Annotated in this window: 11 protein-coding genes; 7 read left to right on the top strand and 4 right to left on the bottom strand. The window is 40.0% G+C overall.

The annotated features are described in order from the left end of the window. Positions 1-86: 86 nt before the first annotated feature. The gene (locus tag AC2SLN_RS03595) at positions 87-839 is read right to left on the bottom strand and encodes a tetratricopeptide repeat protein (RefSeq protein WP_486550765.1); all 753 of its coding nucleotides are present in this window, start codon (positions 837-839) and stop codon (positions 87-89) included. A 29-nt stretch (positions 840-868) separates the two neighbouring features. Further along, the gene (locus AC2SLN_RS03590) at positions 869-1,378 is read right to left on the bottom strand and encodes a hypothetical protein (RefSeq protein WP_486550766.1); all 510 of its coding nucleotides are present in this window, start codon (positions 1,376-1,378) and stop codon (positions 869-871) included. Between the two features lie 688 nt (positions 1,379-2,066). Between AC2SLN_RS03590 and AC2SLN_RS03585 the strand changes: the two genes are divergently transcribed. Further along, a complete protein-coding gene (locus AC2SLN_RS03585; protein WP_486550768.1) occupies positions 2,067-4,898 on the top strand; it encodes a contractile injection system protein, VgrG/Pvc8 family in 2,832 nt (943 codons plus the stop codon). After that, the gene (locus tag AC2SLN_RS03580) at positions 4,898-8,134 is read left to right on the top strand and encodes a hypothetical protein (RefSeq protein ID WP_486550769.1); all 3,237 of its coding nucleotides are present in this window, start codon (positions 4,898-4,900) and stop codon (positions 8,132-8,134) included. The genes AC2SLN_RS03585 and AC2SLN_RS03580 overlap by 1 nt, the downstream gene beginning before the upstream one ends. A 122-nt stretch (positions 8,135-8,256) precedes the next feature. Here the strand turns inward: AC2SLN_RS03580 and AC2SLN_RS03575 are convergent, their stop codons facing one another. After that, on the bottom strand, positions 8,257-9,237 hold the full coding sequence (locus AC2SLN_RS03575) for an SUMF1/EgtB/PvdO family nonheme iron enzyme (RefSeq protein WP_486550770.1): 981 nt from the start codon (positions 9,235-9,237) through the stop codon (positions 8,257-8,259). Between the two features lie 447 nt (positions 9,238-9,684). Beyond that, entirely contained in the window at positions 9,685-10,668 is a 984-nt protein-coding gene (locus AC2SLN_RS03570) for an SUMF1/EgtB/PvdO family nonheme iron enzyme (protein WP_495057357.1), read from the bottom strand. 364 nt (positions 10,669-11,032) lie between these two features. On the opposite strand from AC2SLN_RS03570, the gene AC2SLN_RS03565 reads away from it, so the two are divergent. The 5 genes from AC2SLN_RS03565 (at position 11,033) to AC2SLN_RS03545 (ending at position 19,076) form a co-directional block, all read left to right on the top strand. Continuing rightward, entirely contained in the window at positions 11,033-12,436 is a 1,404-nt protein-coding gene (locus AC2SLN_RS03565) for a DUF2931 family protein (protein WP_495057356.1), read from the top strand. Positions 12,437-13,005: 569 nt separating this feature from the next. After that, a complete protein-coding gene (locus tag AC2SLN_RS03560; RefSeq protein ID WP_486550968.1) occupies positions 13,006-13,719 on the top strand; it encodes a M23 family metallopeptidase in 714 nt (237 codons plus the stop codon). A 2-nt stretch (positions 13,720-13,721) separates the two neighbouring features. Beyond that, the gene (locus tag AC2SLN_RS03555) at positions 13,722-14,135 is read left to right on the top strand and encodes a hypothetical protein (RefSeq protein ID WP_486550969.1); all 414 of its coding nucleotides are present in this window, start codon (positions 13,722-13,724) and stop codon (positions 14,133-14,135) included. 381 nt (positions 14,136-14,516) lie between these two features. Next, positions 14,517-16,436: a DUF2345 domain-containing protein gene (locus AC2SLN_RS03550; protein WP_495057355.1), complete on the top strand. Its 1,920-nt coding sequence runs from the start codon at positions 14,517-14,519 to the stop codon at positions 16,434-16,436. Between the two features lie 72 nt (positions 16,437-16,508). Next, positions 16,509-19,076 (top strand): LysM peptidoglycan-binding domain-containing protein, encoded by a 2,568-nt coding sequence (locus tag AC2SLN_RS03545; RefSeq protein ID WP_486550957.1) that lies wholly within the window; start codon positions 16,509-16,511, stop codon positions 19,074-19,076. The last annotated feature ends 26 nt before the right edge of the window (positions 19,077-19,102 follow it).

The following is a 19,102-nucleotide window of genomic DNA, read 5'->3' as shown; positions in this document are numbered from 1 at the left end:
TACTTTAAATATACTAAGATTTGACGTGTCGTTAACGAAGTTTAAAATACCATATTTTCACTACATTACAAACTGTAATAAGCGGGTTACCTTAAAATTTTGAATGGATCACCTGATGATGATGTTTTTCTAGGTGTCTGGGGGTTGGATTTTTTCACTGGTCTATTTGATTTTTTAGGTGTAACACTGCGTTTTGGTTTTGGTGTAACACTGCGTTTTGGTTTTGGTTTAACCGTAGCTCTTTTGTTTCGTGAAACGCGTTTTTTGGGCTTATATTTATTGATAGCTTTTGAAGGAGTACTGCGTATGGTTGGCTTAGGCAGTGCCTCATTGTAGTTGAAGCCATGCATAGTGCCATAAGCTCTGCTGAGGGAAGCTTGATATTGCTCTAAAAAGCTTTTGTTATTAATCTGTTCAGCATAACCTGCCTCTATCTGATCTACTGCAATTGAAGTACTCCCTGTCAGCAAAATAGAATATAACTCATTATCAGTTGCGCCTAAATCAACAGCTTCACTCGCTGCAAACACAGCGTAATCTATATCACCATGTTTATAATATACTTTGGCTAGTATTTCCCATGCTAAAGAATCTTGAGGATTTTGATCAATTCTTTTATTTAATTGATCGACAAAGTTTATGAATGAGGCTGCATCTAGATCAGATGCTTTATACTGATCATACTGATTAACAATACTAGACTCTGGATCTTTCTCCATGATCGCTAACTCAGCATAAGCCACTCCTACATGTCCCAGCATTCCTAGGCTAGCAACAAATAAACCAGTGGTGACTTTATTTTTAGATATTAGAAGCCAATTCTTCGCATTTATAATCATTATCTTAATTCTCTTATATCGTCTTACATTTATTTATTAACAGATTTATTCTTAGAATATTTAGTAGTATTGATAGCTGTGGTAACTTTAGTCAATCTACTTTTAATAGCTTGTTTATCATTGTCAGTTAGCACATCAGGATTGTTGTACTTATCCATATTTGATTGAGTGATATTGATAGCTGATAACATTGCGATCTTATATGCCTCTTCTGAATCACTAAGTGTTAACGACTCCTCAGCTGCGCGTAATGCTCTAGAATACTTTTTGTTCTTATAGAATGTTTGAGCGGCTTGTAACCACTGTTTAGCAGTTATCTTCTTAGAGTTTTCGCCTTCTACATTCTCTTTAAGATCTATATTTAAATAGCTTATTGTAGGAGCATTGATTTCAACTTGTGAAGGGTCAATTAATTCGCTCGTATGATCAGTTGTTGAGCCGTATTTTCCACAGCCAGCAAATGATACAATTGCCATTAACATAATTGAAGAAATGATTTTTTTGGTATGGTTAGCATGGAATGATAGGATTCTATTCATAAAATTGTCATTATCTTGTTGAAAAATTTACGTGAAATGGATAATTTTGAAAACTACTATTTTTTTGATTATACCTAGACTTGACAACATTACAATAAACTCTATACTTTTTAAATATCATTTAGAGCTTTATCATCTATTTATAGTATAGTTTTTATACTATCATCATAACTTTAGGGTCTGTTGAACATTCAAATGTGGAACTGGCGGAGGCGATTTTTTAGGCAATATGCAGGGAAATTTTTGACGCTTAGTCATTCTAAGTTAGAAAATCTCTCAATATATTGGCAAAAAATAGCCTTGCCCCACAGGGCTGATGCTAAAATTGCCCCAAACGTTGTTATAAACCTAGCTAAGGTCTAGACATTATCGTCGGTTTATACCTAGTTTGGAAAAATTTTAGCTATCAGCAGTCCTAATATTTGAATGTTCAACAGACCCTAATAATATAAAAATTAAATCGATTAAAATGAACTATCTAAATGACTCTTATGTAACTCATATCCACTAAACATTATTTTTTTTTGATATAAAATGAGTCTATTCTTATAATAAATAGACATTTGTTTCAGTTCTATGCTTATATTATAAATATAACACCATATATTTTGTTGAGCTTTAATATGGTTTAAATCATCATCTGCACAGCCAAACTTACAAAGGCTAAGCCCAACTGGATATCAAACCAATGCCACTGCAAACCAGTCGTCTGCACCAACTGACTATCGACACAGACCACTTACCCCACACCGCCCTTTATCCTTTAGCCTTTATCTGGCAATCTACCCTTAACCAGCCCCATCACGCTCACATTCTTGCCTATAGCACCTACCTACTACTGCCTGACGACTGCCAAAAATTAATTGGCAACAGCTTATGCCTGGCCACCTTAGACGCACAGCGTCAACCAACCATTCGTACTGGTTACATCCAGTCCATTCACTATCAACACTCAAACGGCCCCCTACACTTCTATCAGCTTGATGTTGTCAGCCCCGACTGGCTACTGACCCAATCGTGTCACACCCGTACCTTTATCAATCAGTCGCCCTTAGATATCATAACCGCTATCCTGACCGATTATGACTTTGACTGGCAACCGACAGATACCCTACTTGAGCACCCCCTCTTTAATCAGCCGCTTGCTCTGCGCACCCAATCTGACATCAGTGACTGGGACTTTATTTCAGACCTACTTGCCGATATTGGCATCAACTCCCTATGGCTGTCAGGCGACTCTTTACAACAGCTTGGTACTTGGCAACTACTCACCCCTGATGACAGCTTAGGGGACACCTGTTACTACAGCTACGCCCAAGCATCCGTGCAATCAGGACAAGACACCATAAGCCAGCTACACCCAATGCATAAACAGCTGGGTAGTCAGCAAGTCATCGTGCGTAGTGATGGCTTAGAGACGGATACCCTCTATGAAGGCATCGCCACGGATGACTCCCCTCTTACCACAGCAGACACGACCCTACTTATTGCCGCCCCCTCCCGTGTGGGCAGTAGTGATAGTGCCACAAGATTAGCCAAACAGTGGGTTGCTGCTAACAACGCCCACCGTGAGTACTATCTTGCCGCAGGCTCGATGCGTGGACTGCATGTTGCAAACGTAGTGGATATCACCCACTTGCCCACTATTCATTCATTATCCGCTTACTGCCTTGCCTCAACCTTAATTGGCATAGAGCCTGCAAGTGACAGTGTCTCTTATCATAACCATCACTCAATTCATACTTGGCTGATGCGTCAAGCGGTGTCCACTGATCAATGCCAGTTCGCTGGCGAATCTGGGGTATGGGTAGAAGCTAAGCTGATTGCCGATACTATCCCTTATACCCGCTACCCAAGCTCATTGTCTTTTGCCTCACATACCTATAGCGGTCTTACCCAAGCACGTAGTGGACAGTCTACTTCTTCAAGCTATGACTCACAGATTAGTGATGACGGACGACATAAAGTGGTCACTACCCCTGTTTGGGCGGGTATCAGTGATCATGATGACAAACATACCCCGCCACTTCGATCTCTACAGCTATCGACAGGGGCGTCACATGGTTGGCAGTTTGCGCCAAGGCTTGGACAAGCGGTGCTGTTATCGCATTGGTATGGCGATATCGACAGTCCTGTGATTATCCGTAGCCTCTATGATGGTATTGGCATGGGCGATGTGGATGAGCGGGATGTGACGTATCAAGATAGCGGCGCATCGCATCGTTATAATCTGATGCAAGGCGCCTCCCCTCGTTGGCATGGCGGGGGGTTGGGTCATTCTCAAATTAATGAGGATGATGCACACAGTGGCTTTATATCAGGTATTAGTCAGTTTGGGCTGGATAACCGCTCTGAGAGTAGTCTGCTGTTTGATGATACGCCACATAAGATTGGGCTTCAGTGGTCAGTCAATACACAGGGCAAAGCCAATGCCAGTACACCGACATCAAGTGATAAGGGTGTGTTCTCCCCAAGTGAGCATATGATAGAGCTGGGTGTTCTACGACACCGCTTTGGTAATCATCAGTCTACGCTTCGTGGTGCTGGGTTTGAGGTGGCAAGTGATAAAGGCTTACAGGTGTCAGGCTCAGGCGGTGTTTTGTTATCAACGTTTGGGATACGCCATTCTCAAAGCCGTCATGAGTCGGCTTGGGTTAATGATGCGGGCGTCAGGCAGTTGGATCTAGGCTATACGCTATCTGATAGTTATAGTGAGGCGAAACAAGCTCATTTGCAGTCGTCTCAAGATGTAGATGCGCAGATAAAAGCGTTTAAAGAGACGGCTCAGGTTATTGATGAGACGCTCGGTGTGGAGACGCTTGGTGCGCCTGATGTGATGCTGGTAAGCAAAGACAGTCTGCTGGCATCAAGCCAAAACACGCTGTTTACGGCTAAGAGTGTGGTTAGACAGTCTGGGTTAACTCAGTCGGATATGGTGGGCGGTAGTTATCAGCTACTTGGCGATACGTTAACGTCTCTTGCAGGTGCGTCTGGACAAGCATCTAAGTCGGGCTTTCATGTGAGTGCAAATACTAAGCCGCTAGCGATACAGGCACAAGGCGGTGAGCTGCAGCTGCACTCTCAGCAAGGGATGATGATAGGTAGTGAGTCTGGTGAGGTGCATGTAGCCTCTCCGACTCGTATTAAGGTACAAACTAGCGGCGGGGCATCGTTAACGATTGATGAGAGCGGGGTTAAGTTTGTGTGCCCAGGGACGATTAAGATTCAGGCGGTTAAGAAGGGGCTGGTTGCTGGGGCTCGGGCTACTGCTAAACCACTGTCACTACATGGATCTAATATAAAGAGTTATCTAACCTATATTGTTAAAGATGCTATGGGAAAGCCTATCGCAAATACAGACTATATCTTATTTATGGAAGATGGCACTACTAAAAGCGGGAGAACCGATGCCCAAGGTAGAACTAAGCAGGTTGTGACTGAGACACCAGAGGAAGTTGGTATTCATATTTCTGGCGATGACTACGAAGGATTTACGGTTAGTATGGAAGGATCTGAATAATGGAAGAAAAGAGCTATAGAATTGATATCATGAGAAAGATGGCTGACGGTTCTGGATCAAAAATTAATGCTAAAGAAGTTCTCATCGTCTGTAATAGTAAAAAAGAGATTTGGGTTAGTCCAGGGTATAGAACCAAAACTTTTGTAAAAGTTAAAACATGGGACGAGCTAAAGTCGGTCGTTGTTTTCGATTATGGAAATGAAGGCAGACGTTATGATGTTTCAGTCAGTGACTCAGTTATCAGGACCCTCAAAGCCAATCCACGAGATAACGACTATGCGTACTCAAAGATATTATATTTGAGTGATTCTCGCGGAATCATGCGTTTAGAGTTTTATGCGGAAGTTTATGAAAACAGCAGTACTAAAAAAGTAGTTCCTACATATGGCAGTGTAGACTATCAAATTGACTATAAAGATAAAGGTGAACTGAAAAAAATACCAGGTAAAACTGGTCCAGTTGATGAATTAACTTACAATCATACTTATACAAAAAAAATACCTATTATATTTGGCACAAATTATCGAATATACTTACGTAATGGCTCAAAGTTAATTAGCCCTTATCTAAAAGGTCAGAATGGCGCTAAGCCATTAATATTAAGAATACCTAATAAGGCAGAATTAGCAAAAGATTCTTGGGAAAGGCAAGGATATACCTATATCAAGCGCTATCGGTTGCAAACTTTTTTACAATTTAAAGTAAAAGGAAGTAATGGAATAAATGTTCGAAATGTAAAGATACAGTTGTTGAGCCATAGTAACAGAGTAGTTAAGACCCTGACAGTCAGAGCCGATGGTTTAACTGACAAAATAGCTGCAGATTATAAACGAAATGTAAAAGTCTTACTCAATGGCAAGCATATTCCGAATGCTAAGCTGATGAATAGAAGAGCTGATAAAGAAGCGACACCTAGAGTTGAAGGCTGTACTTACGATATTGTTATACCTATTTCTACTGCGACAACCGTTCCATCTGCATCAGCTAATGAAACAGCTTTGGCATCTGTATCAGCTAAAATTAAGCCGCCATTAGTATATGACTTAGAAAATCAAGAATTAATAGTTTTAAAACCATCTGACTATGAACAGTTTGAGGAGATAGCATCAGAGCTGACAAAGCTGATAGGTGGAACCTCTAAGTTACGTGGCGACTACTCAAATGCTTTACAAAGCACGCAAAATCGTACCTTAGAACAAGTTAAAACAATAGAAGATAACTTAAAACTGTCTGAGGATAGCGTTAAAAAGCACTTAAATAGTAACTATAAAAACAAAGCTGATTTAAAGGAGGTCTTCTTAGTTGAGGGTTATGCTGGATCTAATAGTGAGGGTAATACACGCTTAGCGAGAAAATACCTAAAAAAAGATAGGTATTTAAGGTATCGTAATAATAGGCTCAATAAAACAAATTATAAAATCAAAATAAAAGCTCCTAGTGGTATAGACTTATCCACCAGTCCCAAATCTATTAAACTTAACGACCTGAAAGATAGTGTTAAATCGATATCTGTTTCGAAAAGTTTTAAAAACGAAACACAAACATTCATCAAAGATTTTGACGGTCTACGTGAAGGTATGATTAAATCAGTTAATGAGCTTAGTCGCTGTCTCCATGAATCTAAACATTTCAAAGTAGATGTAGATGCTCAGTGGATGAGAGCAGTAGCAGGTGCATCTGCGAATGGCTCTGCTTCATGGAGTCCCTCCCAAGGCGATATTGGTCTAAAAGGTGGGTTTAATTTAAACGGTAAGATGGTGCTTTGTGAAGGTAACTTAAATACTAAGCTTGCTCTGCCATCCTTGGATGGTTGGAGAGTGGCAACAGTCTTTGATTCAGCTGGCGAAATAGATCTTGGCGCTATTCGGTTTGTGTTATCTTGCAACTTCTACGGGTTTGTCGGTGCAAAAGCTGGTATCGCAGGTGCAGCTTCTATTAAATTTGAACGGGGCGCTCAACGATTAAATGCAGCACGTAAAGCGCCTACGGAAACCATTGCTAATATGTGGGATTCGGCAAAACACAGACCTAAATTTGTCGCTGAAAGAAGCTATGAGCGCACTGAAGTATTACAAGCAAACTCAAACGTAGGCGCTGATATTGGCGTTGATGCCTTTGCTGGTGCAGAAGCAGGTATTACACCTGCTGGTAGCATTGAGTGGTTAAGCCCAGAAGCCAAAGGCTTTAAAGCGTTTGCAAAAATATCGGCAACCGTTGCAGGGAGTGCTGGTATTGGTGCTAAAGGCAGCTTCTATGTCTTTTATAGCAATGGAAAATTTAAAATAAGAGTACAAGCGGCGCTTTGTCTTGGTGTGGGTGGTAAAGGGAGTGCAGAGTTTGAGATTGACAGTGGATTAATTTTAGAATTTGTACGTTGGCTGTCATATCAACTGATGAATGCAGGATTTCGTACTTTAGTCTTTGTCCACGAAGAAGCCTTTGCATATTTAAGTCAGCTTTCTGTTATGGTGCTTGGTAAAGACTCAAATATTACTCTGGCATTACAAAATATTGAATTTAATTTTGAAAAGTTTTTAACTTACATAGATACCGATAAAGCAAGAGTTAAACTGGCACAACGTATCATTAGTAAACGTGATGATGATTGGTTAAAGTACGCCACACCTGAAGCAAAAGGTATGCTCCTTTATCAACTGACTCGCCATGCAAAAATTAGCCACTTAAGTGATCTTCCTACTACGTCAATCAGAGGTTTAAATGATGTAGATATTGATTTATTGGATTATCGAAAACAAGCTATTATCATTATATTTACTACTGTTACCACTTCACCTGAGTGGCTCAATACAGTTCAACATATGACTATTGACGGAAGTAAGGGAAGTCTAGGTAAAAATCAGGGTGATATCATTCGTTTGCTTAATTATGGTGAAGCATTAGCAGATGAGTCATCAGTCCTAGATATCATAAATTCAGGCAATACAACTAAGCCAAACACTGGTAGCTATTATGTTGATGAGTATCTAAAAATGCTACAAAAAGTAAAACCTCAATTCCCTAAGGGCATCGAAGTGGTAAAAAATACAGATCCAGCTTACGATATCTATAGCAGTCTAGGTGATTACGCTAGTCCTACCTTTTATGCAGCTGCTAATCCAGAACAATTTGATTCAGCCGTTTTTGCAAGTGAACAAGATTTAACAGTAGCACAAGATAATACATTAATGGCTCAGAATAATATTGGCGAAGATAAGGATGATAGTTACCCAACCTAAAAGATTACTTTGTAACTTTTTACCTGAGCCAATAGCCATGTAAACTAGCATCTTCAGCCTAATAAGTTTATTGTTCTACAAGTTAAAATTAAGCTCTTACTACATAAGATCAAATCAAATGTTTAATTCAATGGCACTTTACTGTTTGCGACACAACGGGCAGAGGTATTATAGTTTTGGTTTGAGTCAGGATCATCAGAAATCAAAGGTGGATCAGGTAGTTTTTGAAAACGCCCCACATTAACTTCTCCAACGGCTTGTTGGTTACCTGCTGAGCCTTCTCCAGCTGGCACACTGCGTAGCACTTTTTCTGTACCCGTCTTTGGGCCTTTCGGGTTATGTTCAGGACTGTTGGCATAATATTCAGCATCATACCAGTCTAGCATCCATTCATAGTTTTGATTCACCATATCATACAACCCCAATGGATTGGGTGGATATAATCCCACAATGGGTACTGCTAAAACCGTATCATATTTATCGCTGTACGCTCTTTTTTGCGCATAGGTCCACATATTACGACCTGGGTCTATCACTCCTGTATCAGTTGGAAATAGAATGTACTGCCCTCGGTTACGCGCCGCATACTCCCACTGGGCTTCGGTTGGCAAATCCATCGGTACATCAAGCTGTTGACCCAGCCATTGACAATACTGCTGGGCAGTTTGCCAATTGATACCTGCTGCCGCATCGGGTTGACGTATTTTTATACCAATACGCTGCATACTGACTTTATCTTGGCCAGTCGCCATGGTATAGGTATCAAAGTCACCATAAGTCGCTTTATAAGCATTCATACTAAAGCTATCAAGCGTGACTTTATGTAATGGCTTATTATCTGCATCTCCCGTCAATGGCAACCCCTCTGTCCAGTCTAGCTTATGACCAAAGTCTCCCATCTCAAAGCTACCACCCTCTACAAAGCGCATGTTTGCTTTTTGCTCGGCTAAAAACGTATCAAGCTGCTGTTGTTCTGCATCAGTAAGATTGTCTCGGGTTTGCGGAATGCCATTTGCATCGGTTTTAGGTGTTGGCTCAGCGGCGCAAGCGGTTAGGCACAGTGTACCAATGGACAGTATCAAGGAGGTGATAGCGACATTCATAGGGTGGGACCTTTTAAGTCTTATTTAATTAACGTATTATAAATATATTATAGGTTTTGAGGGTAAACTTTGCTAATCATATTTTGCTGATTGTTATTAAATTACAACGAATTCTTTTTAAAATAGATTTCACTAGACCTAACTATTCGTTTTAATTATTTTAATCTCATGATTACGCTATTCCTACCTTTTATGCAGCTGCCAATCCAGAACAATTTGATTCAGCTGTTTTTGGTAGTGAACAAGATTTAACAGTAGCACAAGATAATACATTAATGGCTCAGAATAATATTGGTAAAGATAAGGATGATAGTTACCCAACCTAAAAGATTACTTTGTAACTTTTTACCTGAGCCAATAGCCATGTAAACTAGCATCTTCAGCCTAATAAGTTTATTGTTCTACAAGTTAAAATTAAGCTCCTACACATAGGATAAAATCAAATGTTTAATTCAATGGCACTTTACTGTTTGCGACACAACGGGCAGAAGTTGCTCTATTTTGGTTTAAGTCAGGATCATCAGAAATCAAAGGTGGATCTGGTAGTCTTTGAAAGCGCCTAACAGTGACTGGACCTCCTGCATTGACATTATTAGCTGAGCCTTCATTGGCATCCACACCACGTAATACCTTTTCTGTACCTGTCTTTGGACCTTGAGGGTTATGTTCAGGACTGTTGGCATAATATTCAGCATCATACCAATCTAGCATCCATTCGAAGTTTTGATTCACCATATCATACAACCCCAATGGATTGGGTGGATATAACCCGACAATAGGTACTGTAAGAACAGGGTCGTATTTTCGGCTGTACGCTCTTTTTTGCGCATACGTCCACATATTACGACCTGGGTCTATCACTCCTGTATCAGTTGGAAATAGAATGTACTGCCCTCGGTTACGCGCCGCATATTCCCACTGGGCTTCGGTTGGCAAATCCATCGGTACATCAAGCTGTTGACCCAGCCACTGACAATACTGCTGGGCAGTTTTCCAATTGATACCTGCTGCCGCATCGGGTTGACGTATTCCTATGCTAATAGGTTGCATACTGACTTTATCTTGGCCAGTCGCCATGGTATAGGTATCAAAGTCACCATAAGTCGCTTTATAAGCATTCATACTAAAGCTATCAAGCGTAACTTTATGTAATGGCTTATTATCTGCATATCCTAATAAAGGCAACCCCTCTGTCCAATCAAGCTTATGACCAAAGTCGCCCATCTCAAAACTGCCGCCTTCTATAAAGCGCATGTTTTTCTTTTGCTGGGCTAAAAAGTCATCTAGTTGCTGTTGTTCTTCTACCGTGAGGTTGTCTCGGGTTTGCGGTATACCGTTGCTATCTAATTTAGGTGTTGGCTCCTGAGCACAGGCAGTCATAGTACATAAAGGTAGGATAAATAAGGATACAAACAAAAGTTTTGCATTCATAACGGCTACAGCTATATTTTGTTGACAAGTTAAAGGAATTATACTCATATTTTATTATGATTATCTAAGTGATTATATTAAATGAGGTTTAAGATTGATAAGGTTACTATAAAGCTTAAAAAGTACAACCCATCTACCCTAAAGGCATCGAAGTAGTTAAGAATACCGAGCCATTTTATGATACGTATAGCAATATGGACGACTATAACAGCCCAACCTTCTACGCTGCTGCCAATCCAGACCAGTATGATCAGTCCGTTTTTAAGGATTTTTAAATATCTTTGTGATCAAGCACAATTAGACTAAAGAGCGGCATTCCAAGAAGAAAAAACATCCATGGCTAACATATAACCGAGTTAATCTTATGAAGATACGACACTACCCTACCATCTTAAAGCTTGCCATTATTGCAGTCTTATCACTGTTAACGATGGCGTTTGTCTCTTTATATCAGGATAAAAAAATGAAGGATAACAAAGTTGTAGAATGGGGTGCTGCATTATCCAGCGCTAGCTATACGCTATATAAAAAGAATAATTTTTATAACGAAGTTAGCTTACAAAAGTCAAACAAGGTTCAAAGTTACAGTACCAGCTTTTATTTAGATGACGGTACTTGGCTACGCTCTCTTGACGGGGGTACAGGTAGGTGGGGCTATGGTGCCAGACCACTAGGTGGTAATGAGTTTGAGCAGCCATTACCAGATAAGGTACGTGTTACTTACTTAGATGTAATAACCAATCACTACTATCAAGGCGAGCATCCTCTACCGACAGATAAAATATATTCACTGATGACCAGTCATTATAAAAAGATGCAAGATAGCAATCCTTGGATTATAGAGTCAGGTGAGAGAGATAGTAACTATGATGATATAGAACTTGCGTTTGCACCAAAGGGCTGGGTTATTGTTTTCGTTACTGGTCGGGCGGGACGTGTAGAAGTAGCCTCCTTTCAAGCCACGCCTATTGAACCTGATCCTAAAACATTGGAAGGAAGACCTATTTCTAGTGCTGATGAATACTTATATATAGACTATAACGCTTATCTTGAAACGAAAAAAACTGGTAAAAACGATTCTCATATATATTTTGAGAGTCATTATCCCAAAGCTTATAAAAAATGGCAATCAGGAGAGTGGAGCATCTCATCAGACTGGTACAAAAAGATGCAAACTAAATATCCTTGGAATCTATCAGTCACTATTGATGGTCAAGAGTGGAATGGAGAGTATTATGCTCAATTTGCCAATACTGAAAAATACGCCATACTTGATGATCAGTTTGACATCCATAATAAGCAGCTAAAATCTGTGCCTCATACCATTAAAACTTGGGCAACGAATCCAGAAACAGGTGAGCGTACAGGACTTGAGGTACATTTGTACCCAAGACCCAAATGGTCCGCTAAAGCACTAAGAGATGATTATTATCAACCTTACTATCAAGACCCTAACCTGAATCGCTTCTTTAGTTACTTTGAAGCGCTTTACCCCAACCGTTCACTGTCTACTAATGACCAAGCTGCCAGCCCTAATGACTTTGCAACGTTGCACCTTGAGTTTAATAAGGACTTAATCTTGCAACACAGCTATCTGATTAAAGGCGATAAAAAGATAGCCTTAGATGGGGCTTATCAGTTTTCAAAGGCACCTATTGATCCAGAGCAAGGGCAGTTTATCACTGAGCTTGGCTATCCTATCTTCTTAACCAAGCCTAAACTTAAAGATTTAAGCGACCCTGCTTTTGTGGAGATGGATTTATTATAACTACCTTGCGTGAATGAATAAATCTACTACAGTACGCTGGTTAACTTGTGATGCGTTTTAGCCACGATTGCAGCGGATATACTGAACGGCAACATAGGCTGCTGTGGTCAGGCTTGAGATGGCGCGCGAAGCAAGTGACATCGCAAACCATTACCACTGCCCTATGCTGGTGGACAGATAGCAGCGCAAAGCGTGAATAGCTACAATAATAAAACATTATCCAAGCCATTCACTACCAACACTCAAACGGCCTCTCAAAAAATTTAAGTTTAGTGCTTTTTATACAGGCACTAAGCCCAGTGGTGGAGTAGCAAAAATACCAGGCACATCTTGGACTCCAAATCATCATCAGAATCAACAGTTCAGCTCTAGAAGAAAGTAAAACTAGTAGTAAAACACCAGATGTAGTTAAGGATGAAGACTCTTTAGCTGAAGAAAATTCCTCTACGAATAATAATACTCCTGAACTTCAAGTTGAAAAGCCTAAAATTAAAGAGAAGGAGGTTATAACGTCGCAGGGTCCAACCCATAAGGTTGAATCTGATGAAACACTATTCACTATTAAGTTCTTGGATGAATCTACAAATAAACCGATATCTGGACTGACATATTATACTAAGTCTACTAATTATGGCAAAAAACCTTCGGTGACAGGTAGTGATGGTACAAGGGGAAGACCACATGAGTCACTAATCGGTGTCGAGATAACAGTACTGGTATACGAAGATGGCAAAGAAGTTGAGAAAGGTCGGTTTACTGTCAGTCACGATAGAGATAAACCGTATGTTTATAAAGCTAAGAGACCTAAAAATTATTTATTTCCCTTACCCATAAAACCAACTGCTGATTATAAATCTGGAATGAGATCGTTTGGAAGTAATAGAAGCAAAGGCAAAAGAAAGCATGCTGGGGCTGATTTATATGCTCCTACAGGTACTAAAGTTCGTGCAATGGAATCAGGAGTTGTATTAAATACAGGACCATTCTATGCAGGCACGAATCAAGTGACAATTCAGCATGAATCTCATATTATAAGATATGGCGAACTTGACCCTAAAAGTATAATGGTTAAGAAAGATCAAAAAGTTGGTAGAGGTGATCCCATTGGAAAGGTAGGCAGATTAATTGGAATAAATGTACCTAGTAATATGTTGCATCTTGAAATGTTCTCTAATGTTAATGACACTTCCACACTAACTATAAAAGGTGCTAGCGGGGGTATATATCAACGTAGAAGTGATTTAATAAACCCTAATGTTTTTCTCGATAAAGCGGATCGTTAATTATGAAAAAATTAAAGTTTATTTCAGTTTTTACATTGTTGTTTTTGGGATGCAACGATATTACTTCTTTAACTGAAAATATAAATGGAATACATCAGCCTGAAATAAATGTCCCAATAAAAAAAGATACTTTTAGTTCAGTTTGTTCTACAAAACAAATGTCAAAAATGCATATTCATACAGATTTATATGCTTGGGGATTTAGCCCTTTATTAACTGAAGCCACACGGCATTGTGAACAACTCAACTTAAAAAAACTATCAAACATGAATTGTCAATATAGCGAAGACTTGATGCAATATGCAGGCATCAATTTATCAAGGGATAATACAGGATGGGACAAGTTTATATATGAAAATGAAACTATCTGTCAGAATGCGCTTGAGATATATAATGCACATGGAGAAGAAATATAATATTTCATATCTTGCTATAAATTTCTTTATATTTTTTGAAAACTTAAGAAATACATCGCTAGTTATGATAGGTAATCAAACCAAAAAAAACACCCTTTAAAAGTTCAAGCTAATGGCTATCAAATAGTGGTTTTATTCAAATATTTAATTTCCGTACAGTGGTTAACTTGTGATGCGTTTTAACCACGATTGTAGCGGATATACTGTACGGCAACATAGGCTGCTGTGGTCAGGCTTGAGATGGCGCGCGAAGCAAGTGACATCGCAAGCCGTTACCACTGCCCTATGATGGCGGACAGATAGTAGCGAAAAGCGTGAATAGCTACCATAATAAAACATCATCTAAGCCATTCACTACCAGCATTCAAATCACTCACTCGCTTGCCCACTATTCATTCATTATCCGCTTACTGCCTTGCCTCAACCTTAATTGGCATAGAGCCTGCAAGTGACAGTGTCTCTTATCATAACCACCAATCAATTCATACTTGGCTGATGCGTCAAGCGGTGTCCGCTGATCAATGTCAGTTCGCTGCTGACTCTGGCGTATGGGTAGAAGCTAAGCTGATTGCTGTTGATATCCCCTATACCCGCTACCCAAGCCTATTGTCTTTTGCCTCCTATACCTATAGCGGTCTTATTCAAGCACGTAGTGGCGACGTTAGTGCCCCAAGCTATGACTCACAGATTAGTGATGACGGACGACATAAAGTCATCACTACCCCTGTTTGGGCAGGTATCAGTGATCATGATGACAAACACACCCCGCCACTTCGATCCTTGCAGCTGTCGACAGGCGCGTCACATGGTTGGCAGTTTGCGCCAAGGCTTGGGCAAGCCGTGCTGTTATCACATTGGTATGGCGATATCGATAGTCCTGTGATTACCCGTAGCCTCTATGATGGTATTGGCATGGGGGATGTGGATGAGCGAGATGTGACGTATCAAGATAGCGGCGCATCGCATCGTTATAATCTGATGCAAGGCGCCTCCCCTCGTTGGCATGGCGGGGGGTTGGGTCATTCTCAAATTAATGAGGATGATGCACACAGTGGCTTTATATCAGGTATTAGTCAGTTTGGGCTGGATAACCGCTCTGAGAGTAGTCTGCTGTTTGATGATACGCCACATAAGATTGGGCTTCAGTGGTCAGTCAATACACAGGGCAAAGCCAATGCCAGTACACCGACATCAAGTGATAAGGGTGTGTTCTCCCCAAGTGAGCATATGATAGAGCTGGGTGTTCTACGACACCGCTTTGGTAATCATCAGTCTACGCTTCGTGGTGCTGGGTTTGAGGTGGCGAGTGATAAAGGCTTACAGGTGTCAGGCTCAGGCGGTGTTTTGTTATCAACGTTTGGGATACGTCATTCTCAAAGCCGTCATGAGTCGGCTTGGGTCAATGATGCGGGCGCTCGTCAGTTGGATATAGGCTATACGCTATCTGATAGTTATAGTGAGGCGAAACAAGGTCATTTGCAGTCGTCTCAAGATGTAGATGCGCAGATAAAAGCGTTTAAAGAGACGGCTCAGGTTATTGATGAGACGCTCGGTGTGGAGACGCTTGGTGCGCCTGATGTGATGCTGGTGAGCAAAGACAGTCTGTTGGCATCAGGCCAAAACACGCTGTTTACGGCTAAGAGTGTGGTGAGACAGTCTGGGTTAACTCAGTCGGATATGGTGGGTGGTAGTTATCAGCTACTTGGCGATACGTTAACCTCACTTGCAGGAGTGTCTGGTCAGGCATCTAAGTCAGGCTTTCATGTGAGTGCAAATACTAAGCCGCTTGCGATACAGGCGCAAGGCGGTGAGCTGCAGCTGCACTCTCAGCAAGGGTTGATGATAGGTAGCGCATCAGGTGAGGTGCATGTGACCTCCCCGACTCGTATTAAACTGCAAACTAGCGGCGGGGCGTCGTTAACGATTGATGAGAGCGGGGTTAAGTTTGTGTGCCCAGGGACGATTAAGATTCAGGCGGTTAAGAAGGGGCTGGTTGCTGGGGCTCGGGCTAATTATAGTGTACCGATGATGCCTGATACTATTCCGCTGTTTAGTAACAAGCTGGATGTGTATGACTTGTTCTATCAGTATGATTTTAATGATATTGAATTTAAGATCTTACGTAAAGATGGACAGCTAGTGGAAGGCGTATTGGATAAATATGGACGAACAGCGCCTGTAATCAGTGATAAAGAGGAAGAAGTCGAAGTTATGGTTGGTTTTAAAGATGCTGATTGGGGTATGTCTTTTATACCTGACGATGAAGGGCCGCCAGATGACAATGATTCAGACCCTACGTAACAACGTTAGCACAGATAGCTGTCATTACCTGTTTTTAAATAACAGTCAATCAGTATATAGTTGGATAATCCTATGAAAAAACGCCCAAGCATTATATTTACGATCCAATTTATCGACTTGTTAAATCAACCCATTGCGGGTCTATACCATGAGATAAGAGTGATAGGTGATAGGAACGCTATGAGTGCGGGTAAGTCTAATGAATCTGGTAAGGGCGTGCCGATCAGTAGACCTCCTGGAACGTTGTTAGAGATTGTCATAAAACACCCTATCACAAAACAACGTCTTAAGTTACCTCAATATTTTAATGTTCCTGAAACAAAAGGAACGTTAAGAGTCCAAGCACCTTTCACTCTTCAACAAATGAAACTCAGAGCACTTGCTGATCAAGCTGGGCAGTATCGAAGAAAAATGCACGAGGTTAAAGCTGGTGAAAGTCTTTATTCAATTGCTAAAGATTTTAATACTACTTGGCAAGTGTTATACAACTTGAATAGGGATACAGTAAAGGCAGATTATAAAATTTATCCAGGTAAGTGGTTAAAGCTTCCTCCTGAAAATAGTGGACTACGCAGCTTATCCAATAACAAACCTACAATACCTTCTTCACAAGAAACTTATACACTTAAGAAAAATGATACGCTTTGGGATATCTCTCAAGAAACTGGTATTCCTGTTAGCGAACTTAAAAGAATAAACAATATAAGTGAACCTAAAAAGCTGCAAGCTGGGCAGACCATTAAGCTACGGGGTAAAAGCGCGCCAAACATTGATAATTTAGAAAAACCACCAATGGGACGTTTACCCTCTTCTAGTAGTAACCGATCCCCTAAAGATAATGATAATGGTTTACTAGATAAAGTGGGTGATGCAATTTCAGATACATGGAAGAATGTTAAAGAAGGGTTTGAGGACTTTAATGAAGCAATTAGTGGTAAAAAAGAAGGTGAATCTACTACTAATAATACTAACAACTCTACTAGTTCATCGAAAACGGTACATATTGTAAAGAGTGGGGATACGTTAACTGGTATTGCAAAAAAATATGGTGTCTCTGCTCATAATATAGCCCGTGCTAATGGCATTGATTATAATGCGACAATTTTAGTTGGGCAAAAATTAGTTATTCCTAGTGATTCAAATGGTAGTCAGAATTCTGTACCTACTCCTGCGCCGCAAAGAACACCTGTAAAACCACAAATACCTGTTGAAACGCAAAATACAGATACGAATAGTAAGGACGGTACACCCAAGACTGATGTTGTGAAGATAGGGGACTGTAGTTGTAATAGAGATTTAACGCTAAATGAGTTAGAAAATATTGTTAAAAAGTTAAGCTCATCAGGAAGTATAGAAGTATTTAATCATAATAAATGTGTTTTGAATCCAAACGAAAGAAATTTGCAAAGCCTTCTAAAATACTTAAATAAAACTTTTAATAAATATGAAATCAACACCTGTATCAGACGAATCCACTTTATCGCTCAATGTCACCACGAGTCAGCATATTTTACTACTACAACAGAATTTGGTGATGGCAGTAATTATGAACCTTATTATGCGGATGGAAGTAAAAATTTAAATGCAATTGGGAATGGTAACACTAAGAGAGGGGATGGTCCTAGATATAAGGGTCGCGGACTAATCCAGCTTACTTGGAAAAATAATTATGAACTTTATTCCAGTTATTCAGGTTTAGACGTAGTTGGCGATAGTAGTTTAGTTGAAAAATCTTTAGACGTTTCTTGTGATGTATCTGGCTGGTTTTGGAAAGAAGGCAAGGTTTTAAGTAACTCTTCTCGTTGGACTGGACCAAAAAAACCACCTCCATTTATTAGAAATGAACGTATAGATTACCCTAAAACAATCATTAAGGCAGCTGGAAAAACCTATGGAACTGTTGATTTCAATTTAATTGCTGATGATGATAATGTTAATTTAATTACTTATCTTGTCAATGGTGGAAAAAATGGACTTACCCATAGAAAAGAAAACGTTAAACGTTTAAAGTCAGTATTTGACTACCCTTCCAAATGTATCAGTACAGGAATACAAAAGCCCGTTGTTGAAGACTTAGATCAAATTGCACCTTGGATGGATATAGCTATTCGAGAAGGTATGCAACACAAAGGCTTCACTGAATATGATAGAGAGTTTGGAGATAACTATCATAAATTGGTGGGAATGAACTGGAGTAATATGAAGGGTACTGATAGAGCTTGGTGTGCATCTTTTATAAATTATTGCTTGAAAGAAGTTAATGTTGATGTTGTTAATACAGGAAATACATTTGATATAGTAAGAGCTAATGGATTTAGGAAAGATAAAGTACACTTCCAAAAATTGCAGAAACCTATATATGGTGCTATAGCTTGTTACATGAGTAAGCCTAATCATTCTAGCCATGTTGCTTTAGTAATCGGAACACATCCTAATGGTACACATTTCTATAGACTAGGGGGAAATCAAAGTAATCAAATTACTATTGATGTTCGTCCGATAAAACAGTATGAGTTTTATGCTCCAAAATCGTATATGCCTATGGCGAAAAACCAAAATGTTGCGCCAAAAAGAAGTGAATCAGAAATGAAAAAGCTAGGAATAACTTGGGGAGGATGGGGTAAGTCATCAACTAGATAGTCGTTTTAACCTAGTAACTGTATCCT

It is taken from the genome of Psychrobacter sp. CX90 (genome assembly GCF_057396305.2).
This window is presented reverse-complemented; position numbering and strand designations above follow the sequence as displayed.

Coding starts and splice junctions, on each gene's coding strand:
- AC2SLN_RS03595 (WP_486550765.1), bottom strand. CDS start 839: ATGATTATAAATGCGAAGAATTGGCTTCTAATATCTAAAAATAAAGTC.
- AC2SLN_RS03590 (WP_486550766.1), bottom strand. CDS start 1,378: ATGAATAGAATCCTATCATTCCATGCTAACCATACCAAAAAAATCATT.
- AC2SLN_RS03585 (WP_486550768.1), top strand. CDS start 2,067: ATGCCACTGCAAACCAGTCGTCTGCACCAACTGACTATCGACACAGAC.
- AC2SLN_RS03580 (WP_486550769.1), top strand. CDS start 4,898: ATGGAAGAAAAGAGCTATAGAATTGATATCATGAGAAAGATGGCTGAC.
- AC2SLN_RS03575 (WP_486550770.1), bottom strand. CDS start 9,237: ATGAATGTCGCTATCACCTCCTTGATACTGTCCATTGGTACACTGTGC.
- AC2SLN_RS03570 (WP_495057357.1), bottom strand. CDS start 10,668: ATGAATGCAAAACTTTTGTTTGTATCCTTATTTATCCTACCTTTATGT.
- AC2SLN_RS03565 (WP_495057356.1), top strand. CDS start 11,033: ATGAAGATACGACACTACCCTACCATCTTAAAGCTTGCCATTATTGCA.
- AC2SLN_RS03555 (WP_486550969.1), top strand. CDS start 13,722: ATGAAAAAATTAAAGTTTATTTCAGTTTTTACATTGTTGTTTTTGGGA.
- AC2SLN_RS03545 (WP_486550957.1), top strand. CDS start 16,509: ATGAAAAAACGCCCAAGCATTATATTTACGATCCAATTTATCGACTTG.